This is a genomic window from Burkholderia pyrrocinia, assembly GCF_003330765.1.
GTDB lineage: Bacteria > Pseudomonadota > Gammaproteobacteria > Burkholderiales > Burkholderiaceae > Burkholderia > Burkholderia pyrrocinia_B.
On the sequence record NZ_CP024902.1, the window covers coordinates 3282699 to 3295126 of the forward strand.

The 12428-nt window shown below is 68.0% G+C and carries 10 protein-coding genes; 1 reads left to right on the forward strand and 9 read right to left on the reverse strand.

The window, feature by feature from the left end; all coding sequences use genetic code 11:
- Positions 1-113 precede the first annotated feature (113 nt).
- A complete protein-coding gene (locus CUJ89_RS15915) occupies positions 114-686 on the reverse strand; it encodes a hypothetical protein (protein ID WP_114178157.1) in 573 nt (190 codons plus the stop codon).
- 163 nt (positions 687-849) lie between these two features.
- Here CUJ89_RS15915 and CUJ89_RS15920 point away from each other — a divergent pair, with 163 nt between their 5' ends.
- Positions 850-1386 carry a TlpA disulfide reductase family protein gene (locus tag CUJ89_RS15920; protein ID WP_114178158.1) on the forward strand — a complete coding sequence of 179 codons (537 nt, stop codon included), beginning with the start codon at positions 850-852 and terminating at the stop codon, positions 1384-1386.
- Between the two features lie 96 nt (positions 1387-1482).
- On the opposite strand, the gene CUJ89_RS15925 is transcribed toward CUJ89_RS15920, so the two are convergent.
- The 8 genes from CUJ89_RS15925 to CUJ89_RS15960 all read right to left on the reverse strand — a co-directional run bounded on the left by CUJ89_RS15925 (position 1483) and on the right by CUJ89_RS15960 (position 12402).
- Positions 1483-2838 (reverse strand): sigma-54-dependent transcriptional regulator, encoded by a 1356-nt coding sequence (locus CUJ89_RS15925; protein ID WP_114178159.1) that lies wholly within the window; start codon positions 2836-2838, stop codon positions 1483-1485.
- Positions 2839-2929: 91 nt separating this feature from the next.
- The gene (locus tag CUJ89_RS15930) at positions 2930-4954 is read right to left on the reverse strand and encodes a sensor histidine kinase (RefSeq protein WP_114178160.1); all 2025 of its coding nucleotides are present in this window, start codon (positions 4952-4954) and stop codon (positions 2930-2932) included.
- A 4-nt stretch (positions 4955-4958) separates the two neighbouring features.
- On the reverse strand, positions 4959-6248 hold the full coding sequence (locus CUJ89_RS15935; RefSeq protein ID WP_114178161.1) for a dicarboxylate/amino acid:cation symporter: 1290 nt from the start codon (positions 6246-6248) through the stop codon (positions 4959-4961).
- A 400-nt stretch (positions 6249-6648) separates the two neighbouring features.
- The gene (locus tag CUJ89_RS15940; RefSeq protein ID WP_114178639.1) at positions 6649-8334 is read right to left on the reverse strand and encodes a cation acetate symporter; all 1686 of its coding nucleotides are present in this window, start codon (positions 8332-8334) and stop codon (positions 6649-6651) included.
- Between the two features lie 11 nt (positions 8335-8345).
- Positions 8346-8654 carry a DUF485 domain-containing protein gene (locus CUJ89_RS15945; RefSeq protein ID WP_114178162.1) on the reverse strand — a complete coding sequence of 103 codons (309 nt, stop codon included), beginning with the start codon at positions 8652-8654 and terminating at the stop codon, positions 8346-8348.
- 130 nt (positions 8655-8784) lie between these two features.
- Complete coding sequence (locus tag CUJ89_RS15950) at positions 8785-9990, reverse strand: CaiB/BaiF CoA transferase family protein (RefSeq protein ID WP_114178163.1); 1206 nt, start codon at positions 9988-9990, stop codon at positions 8785-8787.
- A gap of 30 nt (positions 9991-10020) precedes the next feature.
- On the reverse strand, positions 10021-11178 hold the full coding sequence (locus tag CUJ89_RS15955; RefSeq protein WP_114178164.1) for an acyl-CoA dehydrogenase family protein: 1158 nt from the start codon (positions 11176-11178) through the stop codon (positions 10021-10023).
- A gap of 15 nt (positions 11179-11193) precedes the next feature.
- Complete coding sequence (locus CUJ89_RS15960; RefSeq protein WP_114178165.1) at positions 11194-12402, reverse strand: acyl-CoA dehydrogenase family protein; 1209 nt, start codon at positions 12400-12402, stop codon at positions 11194-11196.
- Positions 12403-12428 lie beyond the last annotated feature (26 nt).

A 12428-nucleotide genomic window follows, 5' to 3' on the forward strand; every position in this document is an offset into this window, starting at 1 on the left:
CACATGCGCTGTGGATAGCTGAAAAACCCTCGCAAAATCCGGCGATTAGCGTCGAAAGCTGCGAATGAACTTTCAGTTGTCACACAGTGTCCGAGCGCCCTCGCCGGCCGCCGTCAGTCGAGTTTGAACGAGCCGAAAAACTGGTCGAATTGTTCCTGCGTGAGCGGCCCGTCGGCGATCACGACGACCTGGTACGCATGGCGGCCGCGCGCCACGAGGCGCGCGACGATCGTCTTGCGCGCCCGATCGCCGCCGGCCGCGGCGCCCGCGACGTGCAGCTCGAGGGCGTTCACCGCGCCGCCGGACGCGAGCGGCACGGACACCGAAGCCGTCTGCGGCGCGCCTTCGAGGTTGCGGGACAGCCCGGCGCGCAGGAACTCGAGCGCCGCGCGGCGCGTGTCGTCGCGGTCGTCGGGCAGCATCAGCGTACCGACCGCGAACACCGCGCCGTCCACGTGCGCGGCCTGCATCCGCATCGGCATCGACGTCCCGCCGATCGCAACCGGCTGCTCCTCGACGGTCGGCTTCGCGGGCAGGTCGATCGTGTAGCCGGCGTCATTGTGCAGCGTGCGCCAGTCGTATGACGGCGAGCACGCGGCCAGCGCGATGCTCGCGCAGGCAAGCGCGGCGAAGTGTCGCAGCGGGCGAAAAAGGGGGCGCAACGAATCGATGACTTCCTTCGGCATGGTGTGGATCGGGCAGGCAAAAAGGGACATAATCCGTCGAACCGGAATCTCGGGATGTGTGGTGGCCACCGGTGCGCGCGCCGCATTCGCGCTAAAATGAGCGCCGAATTTCGATGTCTTTTGCATTGATCCGCGTCATCGACCGACTCCGAGAGCACCGCAGATGAACACCACGCCTCCCACCCGGCGCAGCGCCGGCCCCGTCCGCTACATCGTCGCCGCCGCTGTCGTCGCGGCCATCGCCGTAGCCGGCTTCTTCGCGTTCAACGGCAAGTCCACCGTGCCGGACGCGACGTTCACGCTGCTGTCGGGCCAGAAGGTCTCGACCGCCGGCGACCTGAAGGGCAAGGTCTATCTCGTGAACTTCTGGGCGACGAGCTGCGCGACCTGCATGCAGGAAATGCCGCAGATGGTCGATACCTATAACCGTTTCAAGGGCCAGGGGCTGGAATTCGTCGCGGTCGCGATGAACTACGATCCGCCGATGTACGTCGCCAACTACGCGCAGACGCGCCAGTTGCCGTTCAAGGTCGCGCTCGACGACGGCAGCGTCGCGAAGCAGTTCGGCAACGTGCAGCTCACGCCGACGACCTTCGTCGTCGACAAGAACGGCAAGATCCTGAAGCGCTATGTCGGCGCACCGCAGTTCGCGGAACTCGACGCGCTGCTCAAGAAGGCGCTCGACAGCAACGCGGCCTGAGCGCCGCCGGATCCGGTTCGAAGGGCCGCACGCAGCGCCCTTCGCCGACAACGGACCGCACGACCGGCCAGCCCGGTTCCGCGGTCCGTTTGCTTTTCAGCGGTCGGTTTCGCCTTTCGCCGACAGTCCGTAGCGCTTCATCTTCTCGTACAGCGTCGCCTTGCCGACATGCAGCCGGTCAGCCGTCGCGGCGACCGCACCGCCCGTCTGGTTCAACGCCTCGGCGATCACCGCGCGCTCGAACTGCTCGATGCGCTCCTTCAGCGTCTGCTCGTTGTCGGCATCGTCGCTGCCCGCGCCCGTTTCCTGCGGCATGTCGGCCACGCCGAGCACGAAGCGGTCGGCCGCGTTGTGCAGCTCGCGCACGTTGCCGGGCCAGTCGCGCTGCATCAGGCTCGCGCGCTGCCGATCGGTCAGCACCGGTGCAGGCCGCCCGTAGCGCACGGCCGCATCGAGCATGAAGTGCTCGAACAGCGGCACGATGTCCTCGCGGCGCTCGGCGAGCGGCGGCAGCGCGATCGTCACGACGTTGAGCCGATACAGCAGGTCGCGCCGGAACGTGCCGGCCGCGACGAGCTCGCTCATGTCGCCCTTCGCGGCCGCGACGATGCGGCAGTTCACACGAATCGGCTGGTTCGAGCCGAGCCGCTCCAGCACGCCGTCCTGCAGCACGCGCAGCAGCTTCACCTGCAGCGCGAGCGGCATGCTTTCGATTTCGTCGAGGAACAGCGTGCCGCCGGACGCGTATTCGAGCTTGCCGACGCGCCGTTTCGCGGCGCCGGTGAACGCGCCGGGCTCGTAGCCGAACATCTCCGACTCGAACATCGGCTCGGGCAGCGCACCGCAATTCACCGCGATGAACGGCTTGTCGCGGCGCGGCGACAGTTCGTGCAGGCTGCGCGCGATCAGCTCCTTGCCGGCGCCCGTGTCGCCGTTGATCAGCACCGACGCGTCGGTGGGCGCGACATTCGCGAGCAGCTTGCGCACCTGTTCGATCGCGGGGCTGCGGCCGATGATGCGCGGCGCGACGACGTTCTGCCCGGCCAGCTCGCGCCGCAGCGCATGGTTCTCGAGCACGAGTTCGCGCCGCTCGAGCGCGCGGCGCACCGTCTCGATCAGGCGCTCGGCCGCGAACGGTTTTTCGATGAAGTCGTAGGCGCCGTCGCGCATCGCCTGCACGGCCATCGAGATGTCGCCGTGCCCGGTGACGAGGATCACGGGCACGTCGGGCACGCGCTCGCGGCACTGCGCGAGCACGTCGAGCCCGCTTGCGCCGGGCAGCCGGATGTCGCTGACGATCGCGCCGGCGGTGTCCGCGACGATCGCCTTCTCGGCCGCTTCGGCCGACTCGAAGCCGACGACGTCGAAGCCCGCCAGTTGAAGGCTCTGCACGCTCGCCCGGCGAACGAGCGCATCGTCTTCGATATAAATCACTTGCAGCCGGTTGGCCATCGTACTCACTTGCTCCTGACGGGCCGCGCGGCGCTGTCGCGCGCGCGGCTGCGTTGATGCCGGTCGTTCGCCGACCGGACCTGACGTATGCTCAATGCGGGCCTGCCGGCTCGGACACGGAGTCCGGATGATGCGTGCGCGCGCGCCGCAGCGTCAAGACGAACAGCGCACCACCCGACGGCACGTTGCGCGCGGTCAGCGCACCGCCCGCGTCGCTCGCGATCGACGACGAGATCGCGAGGCCGAGCCCGAGCCCGCGCCCCATTTCCTTCGTCGTGAAGAACGGTTCGAACAGGCGCGGCAGCAGGTCGGGCGCAATGCCGGACCCGTTGTCGCGCACCTCGAGCGCGAGCGTCGCGGCCGACACCGCGATCGTCACCTCGATGGCCGGCGCCGCGACACCGGCGACCGCATCGAGCGCATTGCCGAGCAGGTTGATCAGCACCTGCTCGAGACGCAGGTCCTCGCAGCGGGCGACGAGTTCGGGATAGTCGCGCGCCAGATCGAGCGGCGCATCCCACGGGGACTTCCGTTGGACGTCGTGCGCGGGCGACACGGTCGAGTCCTGCAGCCTCAGCGTGAGCGCGACGCCGCGCAGGCGATCGTCGAGCAGCGACAACGCACTGCGCAGCGCGCGCACAACGAGCGCCCGCTCGTTGCGCGGCTTCGCGCGGCCGACGAACAGCTTCAGCTGGTTCGTGATCTTGCCCATCCGTTCGGTGAGCGCGGCGATCGCCTCGAGGTTCTCGCGCGCGGCCGCCTGCTCGCCGCGATCGAGCAGCACGCGCGTGTTGTCCGAGAAGCTGCGCAGCGCCGCGAGCGGCTGGTTCAGTTCGTGCGTGATGCCGGCCGCCATCTGGCCGAGCGCGGCGAGCTTGCTCGCCTGGATCAGTTCGTCGTGCGCGGCGCGCAGCTCCTGCTCCGCGCGGATCCGGTCGCCGACTTCCTTCTGCAATTGCTCGTTCGCTTCCGACAGGTCGGCCGTGCGCTCCTCGACGCGCCGGTTCAGCTCCGCGTACGCCTGCTGCAGCAGCGCGCGGCCGCGGATCATTTCGCGCACGCGCGCGCGGCGCATCCGCCAGTAGAACGCGAGCAGCGCGACCGATACGAAGCCGAAGCCCGTGACGATCGTCGCGTTGCGTGCATCGGCGTCGACGGGCGCAATCGGCGCGAGCGTGACGAGCAGCCAGTCGGGCTCGCCGATCCGGCGCTTGCTGGCCAGAAAACGCGGCGCGCGCAGGCCAAGGCCGAGGCGCACGATCTCCGCGTCAGGCCCGAGCACCTGCTCGACGCGCAGCGGCAGCGGCGTGACCGGCTGCTGCGCGTACTGGCGGGTTTCATAGATCGACGCGGCAACGGACCCCGTCAACGGGCGCAGCGTGTGGTACTTCCACGCGGGCACCGACGACAGGAACACCACGCCGTGATCGTCCGCGACGACGAGCGGCTCGGACGCGTCGGCGCCCTGGAACCATTCGAGATTGAGCTTCACGACGACGACGCCCGCGATCTTGCCGTCGCGCCACACGGGCTGCGAGATGTAGTAGCCGGGATCGCGCGAGACCGTGCCGATCCCGAAGAAGCGGCCGACCTGGCCGTTCATCGCGTCGAGGAAGTACGGGCGGAAGCGGTATTCGATCCCGACGAAGCTGTCGGGCGCGCGCCAGTTGCTGGCGGCAACGCACAGGCCGTCCGCGCCGATCACGTAGGTGACGGTCGCGTGCGCGTGTTCGTTGAGGTCTTCGAGATAGCGGTTGACGCGCGCGGTGTAGTCGCCGCGCTTCGGCTCGGCGAGCAGGTCCTGCACGTACGGATGGCTGCCGAGCAGATAGGGCAGCGATTCGTAGCGGTCGAGCGTGCTCTTGAGCGCGTTGGTGGTACGGTCGACGCGCACCGCGGCGTTGCGCTGCAGCTCGGCGACGCCGCGCCGCCAGGTAATCGTCCACGTCAGCGCGCACGCCGCGGCGAGCGCGGCGGCAAGCACGACGAGGATGAGCAGGCGGCGCGTCACGGTCGAGGCTTCCTGGCGATGCGGATCGCCTATTGTGTCATAGGCATCCAGATCGTCGCCGCGCGCCGCGCCGCCGGCGGGCGGTGCCGCCGCCTGCTCCTTCATGACGTCAGGCGCCGGCCTTCTCGGCCGTCGCGACCTCGCCGCCGCCCTTCAGCGCCTGGCTCAGCTTCGTGCGATCGAGCTCCTTCTCCCATGCGGACACGACGACCGTCGCGACGCCGTTGCCGACGATGTTGGTCAGCGCGCGACATTCGCTCATGAAGCGGTCGATGCCGAGGATCAGCACCATGCCCGACAGCGGAATCGTCGGCACGACGGCCAGCGTTGCGGCCAGCGTGATGAAGCCCGCGCCCGTGACGCCGCTCGCACCCTTCGACGTCAGCATCGCGACCGCGAGCAGCGTGAGCTGCTGCATCCACGTCAGTTCGATGTTGGTCGCCTGCGCGATGAACAGCACGGCCATCGTCATGTAGATGTTGGTGCCGTCGAGGTTGAACGAATAGCCGGTCGGCACCACGAGGCCGACGACCGAGCGCGAGCAGCCGGCCTTCTCGAGCTTTTCCATCAGCTGCGGCAGCGCGGCTTCCGACGAGCTCGTACCGAGCACGATCAGCAGCTCTTCCTTGATGTAGGACACGAAGCGGATGATCGAGAAGCCCGTGAAGCGCGCGATGGTGCCGAGCACGACGAGCACGAACACGACCGACGTCAGGTAGAACGTGCCGATCAGCTTGAGCAGCGGCACCAGCGAGCCGACGCCGTACTTGCCGATCGTGAACGCCATCGCGCCGAACGCGCCGATCGGCGCCAGCTTCGTGACGATGTGCACGATGCCGAACAGCACGCGCGTGAGGCCGTCGATGAAGTCGGTGACGACCTTGCCGCGCTCGCCGAGGTGCGCGAGCACGCTGCCGAACAGCAGCGCGATCAGCAGGATCTGCAGGATCTCGCCCTGCGCGAACGCATCGACCATCGTGTTCGGGATGATGTGCATCAGGAAGTCGACCGTCGACTGCCCGTGCGCCTTCGCCGCGTACGACGCGACGGCCTTGCCGTCGAGCGTCGCCGGATCGATGTTGAAGCCGACGCCCGGACGCAGGATGTGCGTGGCCGCGAGGCCGAGCAGCAGCGCGAAGGTCGACACGATCTCGAAGTACAGCAGCGCCTTGCCGCCGACGCGGCCGACCTTCTTCATGTCCTCCATGCCGGCGATGCCGGTGACGACCGTACAGAAGATGATCGGACCGATCACCATCTTGATCAGCTTGATGAACCCGTCGCCGAGCGGCTTCATGTCGGTGGCGAGCGCCGGGTAGTAGTGGCCGAGGATCACGCCGACGATGATGGCGAAGATCACCTGCGCATAGAGCACTTTGTAGAAGGGTTTTTTCTTCACGATGATTCCTGCTGAAGTAGATGAGCCGGTGGAATCGGCGTCACGCGCGCGGACGAATGTCAGGGGAAAACAAATCGCCCGCGCGGCTGCCGTGCCGCAACAAGCGATGCCTCAGGACATCCGGAGGGGGAGGAAGGCAGTGGTCATCGATTGTCTCCTGTCGACCCGAGTTAGCGCTTCAGCGCTTACTCGGGTCCCATGCAACGCTGGTTTAATAGTCGGGCCGGGGGGACGGCCGTGCGTTTTATATCGCAAGGTCGATGCCAGGTTTCCGGAACCCCTCAAGCCGTTGTTTTCATTGTATTTATCATAATGCGGCAGGCAAGAAAATCCGGGATTCCGGATTTCCGGAAAATATCCGTCCGGCGATCCGGACGGATGCATGCATTGGTCGGACGAATCAGTGCTGCACGGCCCGGCCGGCCAGCACGCCCGTCTGCGCATAGAACTCCTGCTGCGCGAACGCATCGCGCTCGCGCCGCGCGCGCTCGCCGCGATCCGCGAGCGAGCCGACGACGATCCCGATGAACGCGAGCGGCACCGACACGAGCGCGGGGTTGTCGAGGAACACCGGCGCGTGCGCGTGGTGCAGCACGTCGACCCACACCGACTTCGACAGCACCGTGAGCACCACCGCCGACGCGAGGCCGAGGCCGCCGCCGAGCACCGCGCCGCGCGTCGTCATCCCGCGCCAGAAGATCGACATCGCGAGCACCGGGAAATTCGCGCTCGCGGCCACCGCCGCGACGAGGCCGACCATGAACGCGACGTTCACGTGCTCGAACAGGATCGACAGCCCGATCGCGACGGCCGACAGCGCGATCGTCGCCGCGCGCGAGATGCGCATCTCGAGGCGCTCGTCGGGCTTGCCGCGCGCCCACATCTGCGCGTACAGGTCGTGCGAGATCGTCGTCGCGCCGGCGAGCGTCAGGCCCGCGACCACCGCGAGGATCGTCGCGAACGTGACGGCCGCGATGAACCCGTAGAACCAGTTCCCGCCGACCGCCTGCGCCAGCTTCACCGCGACCATGTTCGAGCCGCCGAGCAGGTCGTGCGTCAGGTTGAACGTGCCGTTCGCGCCGAGCCGGAAGAATTCCGGATGCTGCGCGAGCAGCACGATCGCCGAGAAGCCGATCACGAAGGTCAGCAGGTAGAAGTAGCCGATGAAGCCGGTCGCGTAGAGCACCGACTTGCGCGCCTCCTTTGCGTTCGGCACCGTGAAGAAGCGCATCAGGATGTGCGGAAAGCCGGCCGTGCCGAACATCAGCGCGATGCCGAGCGACAGCGCGTTGGCCGGATCGCGGATCAGCTTGCCGGGCCCCATGATGCCGAGCGCGCCCGGGTGCACGGCCACCGCGCGGCGGAACATCTCGTCGATGCTGAAGCCGAATTCGCCGAGCGCGAGCAGCACGAGCAGCGTCGCGCCGCACAACAGCAGCACGGCCTTGATCATCTGCACCCAGGTGGTCGCGGTCATCCCGCCGAAAAACACGTAGACGACCATCAGCACGCCGACGATCAGCTCGGCCGTGCCGTACGACAGCCCGAACAAAAGCTGGATCAGCTTGCCCGCGCCGACCATCTGCACGACGAGGTACAGCACCACGATCGTCAGCGAATTCGCGGACGTCAGCAGCCGGATCGGCCGCTGCGCGAAGCGGTACGCGACGACGTCAACGAACGTGAACTTGCCGAGGTTGCGCAGCGGTTCGGCGATCAGGAACATCACGAACGGCCAGCCGACGAGAAAGCCGATCGAGTAGATGAGCCCGTCGAAGCCGAACATGAACACCATGCCTGACAACCCGAGGAACGACGCAGCCGACATGTAGTCGCCCGCGATCGCGAGCCCGTTCTGCAGCCCGGTGATGCCGCCGCCGGCCGTGTAGAAGTCGCGCGTCGAACGCGTGCGGCGCGCGGCCCAGCGCGTGAGCGCGAGCGTCGCGAACACGAACGCGAAGAACATCCCGATCGCGACCGGGTTCAGCTCGACCTTGTCGGGCATCGGGCCGGCGACGGATACCGCATGCGCGGCGGAGGAAACGACGGCGCAAAGCGCGCCGAGCGCGATCGAGAAACGATGCATCGCGGCCCCCGTCATGATGAGCGCCCGAGGATCGTGGCGACCGTGCGGTCGAACACGCGGTTCGCGCGCAGCACGTAGCACGCGGTCAGGCCGATCGCGACCAGGATGATCGCGACGCCTGCGGCGATCCCGACCGACGTGGTCGCGCCGCGGTACAGCGGCGCCGCGAGCACGTGCGGTGCGAGCGCGACGAGCAGGATGAAGCCGTAGTAAGTGGCGATCATCAGCGCCGTCAGCGTGAAGCTGAAGCGGCGCCGCGCGCGCACGAGTTGCTGGTAGTCGCGGCGTGCCGTGACCGATTCGACGACGGAAAGCTCCATATTGTCTCCAGTCCCATGTCAATGGGCCTCGTCTCGCGAGGATTGTTGTGTGATCCATCGATCGGCGCGCCCTGCTCCGCCCGCGCCGCAGCGGTTTCAATGCGATATGCGTGATGACGCGTGCAGCGGTTCAGACCACACGATCCGCGCGCAGCCGCGCCACCTCGTCGGCCGACATCCCGAGCCAGCCGCCGAGCACCGCATCCGTATCCGCGCCCAGCACCGGCGGCGCACCGCGCACCGGCAGCCGCGCGCCGTCGAAACGGTACGGCGGCGCGAGCACGTCGACGCCGCCCGCGACCGGATGCGGCTGCCGCGTGACGAGCCCCGCGCTGGTCGCGCGCTCCGATGTCAGCGCTTCGTGCAGCCCGAGCACTTCGCCGCACGGAATGCCCGCGTCGGCGAGCGCCGTGAGCAGCGTCGCGCGCGAACGACGCGCGAGTTCGCGGCGAATCTCGGGCAGCAGGTCGGCACGGTTTTCCGAGCGGCCGAGGTTGGTCTTGTATCGCGCGTCGGCCGCGAGGTCGGGCCGCCCGATCGCGTCGCAAAAGCGCGCGAACTGCGTGTTGTTGCCGACCGTGATCACGAGCGGGCCGTCGGCCGCGTCGAACACGCCGTACGGCACGATCGACGGATGCGCATTGCCGTAGCGCGGCGGGTCCTCCCCCATCAGCAGCGCGTCGAGCCCGTAGTACGCGGTGATCATCAGCCCGCAGTCGAACAGCGCCATCTCGATGCGCCGCCCGCGCCCCGTCGCGTGGCGCTCGTACAGCGCGGCGAGGATCGCCTGCGCCGAATACATGCCGGTGAACAGGTCGACCGCCGCGACGCCGAACTTCAGCGGCGGCTGGCCGGCCTCGCCGTTCAGCGCCATCAGCCCGGCCTCGCCCTGCACGACGAGGTCGTAGCCGGGCCGCGCGGCCTCGGCACCGGAACGGTCGTAGCCGGAGATCGCGCAGTGCACGAGGCGTGGATTCAGTTCGGCCAGCGCGTCGTAGCCGAGGCCGAGCTTTTCCGCGCCGCCGAACTTGAAGTTGTGGATCAGCACGTCGGCCTGCGCGGCCAGCTCGCGCGCGACGCGCTGCCCCGCTTCCGTCTGCAGGTCGACGCAGATCGACCGCTTGCTGCGGTTCACGCTGTTGAAATACGTGGTCTCGGTATCGCCGATCCGCAGCCCCCAGTCGCGCGTGTCGTCGCCGCGCGCCGGATGCTCGACCTTGATCACTTCCGCACCGAAATCGGCGAGCACCATCGCGCACCACGGGCCCGCGAGCACGCGCGAGAAATCGAGCACCTTCACGCCGGCCAGCGGCAACGCACGCGGTTCGTTCGTCATCCTTGTCTCCTCCATTCGCGATTTTCGCTTTTACTGTTTCGACAGCGCGATGTAGCGCGCGAGATGGTGATCCTCGTCACCGAGCTGGTGATCGATCATCACGAGGCGCTTCGCGTAGTGCGACAGCGGCAGCTCCCACGTCATCCCGATCCCGCCGTGCAACTGGATGCTCTCCTCGGCGACGAGCGTGCCGATCCGTCCGATGCTGTATTTGGCCGCCGCAAGCGCGCAATCGCGCACCGCGCGCGGCGCATCGAGCTGCGCGGCTGCGTTGATCACGGCCGAGCGCGCCTGCTCGACTTCGAGCAGCAGGTCGGCCATCAGGTGCTGCAGCGCCTGGAAGCTGCCGATCGGCAAGCCGAACTGCTTGCGCGTGCGCAGGTATTCGAGCGTGTGCTCCTTCGCGACGTCCATCGCGCCGAGCGCTTCCGCCGACAGCGCGAGCAGCCCGTAGCCGAGCACGCGTTCGAGCAGCGCCGCGCCCGCTTCGTCGTCTTGATCGCCACGCTCGCCGCCCGGCTTACCGAGCGCTGCATCGGCCGGCAGCGCAACGCGATCGAAGCGCACCTCGGCCGCACGGCCGCCGTCGATCTTCAGGTAGTCGCGCAGCGACACGCCCGGCGCGTCGGCCGGCACGACGAACAGGCCGATGCCGGCCGCATCGTCGTCGTGACCCGACACCCGCGCACTGACGACGAAGAACGCCGCCTGCGCGGCCTGATCGACGACGCCCTTCGCGCCCGTCAGCACCCAGCCGTCGCCCGCGCGTTCGGCGCGCGTGCGCACGGTCGTCAGTTCGTAGTGCGAGCCCGGCTCGTCGTGCGCGAACGCGGCGCTCGCGCTGCCGTCGATCAGCGCGGCGAGCTTGTCGCGATGTGCATCGCCGCCCGCGAGCGACAACGCGCGGCCGGCCAGCAGCGCGCCGAGGAACGGCTCGACGACGAGCCCGCGCCCGAGGCATTCGAACACCACGGCGATGTCGAAACCCGCGCCGCCGAAGCCGCCGTCGGTTTCGGGAAACAGCGCGCCGACCGTGCCGAGTTCGGCAAAGCGCTGCCACATCGCGCGATCGAAGCCCTCGACCGACTGCGCGATGCGATCGCGCACCGGGAACGCGTACTGTTCGGCGATGAAGCGGTTCAACGTGTCCGCCAGCATCCGGCGGTCTTCTGTGTGCTGGAAATCCATCGTCGCGTTCCCTCGTTACAGCCCGAGCATCATCTTCGCGATGATGTTCTTCTGGATCTCGTTCGAGCCGCCGAAGATCGACAGCTTCCGGTTGTTGAAGTACTGCTGCGCGGCGCTCGCTGCTTCGTCGGGGCCGACCGGTTCGCCGTCGTAGTCCGCATCGAGCGCGTCGTCGACGAACGGCTGCGCGTACGGCCCCATCGCGCGCCGCATCAGCGACGTGATCTCCTGGCGGATCTGCGTGCCGCGGATCTTCAGCATCGAGCTTTCCGCGCCCGGCGCGCCGCCGCCCGCGACCGCGGCCAGCACGCGCAAGTTGGTGGTGCGCATGTTCTCGAGCTCGATCTCGACCCGCGCGACGCGCGCCGCGAAGAACGGATCGTCCGCGAGCGGCCTGCCGTTCTTCATGACCTTCGCGGCGACCGCGCGCAGCCGGTCGAGCGCGGCCGTCGAGAAACCGATCCCCGCGATGTTGGTGCGCTCGTAGGTGAGCAGGAATTTCGCGTAGGTCCAGCCGCGGTTCTCTTCGCCGACGAGGTTTTCCGCCGGCACGCGCACGTCGGTGAAGAACACCTCGTTCACCTCGTGCTCGCCGTCGAGCGTGATGATCGGGCGCACGTCGACGCCCGGTGTATTCATGTCGATCAGCAGGAAGCTGATGCCTTCCTGCTTGCGCACGTCGGTCGCGGTGCGCACGAGGCAGAAGATCATGTTCGCGTAGTGGCCGAGCGTGGTCCACGTCTTCTGGCCGTTCACGATGTAGTGCTCGCCCTGCGCGTCGATCCCGCGCACCGCGCTCGTCTTCACCGCCGCGAGATCGGAACCGGCACCCGGCTCCGAGTAGCCCTGGCACCACCAGTCGGTGCCGTCGAGAATGCGCGGCAGCCAGTGGCGCTGTTGCGCTTCGTTGCCGTACTTGATCAGCACCGGGGCGAGCATGTTCACACCGAACGGCACGATGCGCGGCGCACCCGCGAGCGCGCATTCGTTGTCGAACAGGAACTTCTGCGCGACGCTCCAGCCGGGGCCGCCGTATTCGCGCGGCCAGTGGCTCGCGAGCCAGCCGCGCGCGTTGAGGATCGCGTGCCACTCGCGCATGTTGTCGCGCGTGAGGTGCAGGCCGCCCTTCACCTTGCGCGCGATGCGCGCGGGAAGTTCGGCTTGCAGGAAGCGCTGCACTTCCGTGCGGAACGCTTCCTCTTCGGGAGTGAAATTGAGGTCCATCGTCGGTCCGTTGCGAATGCGGTTGG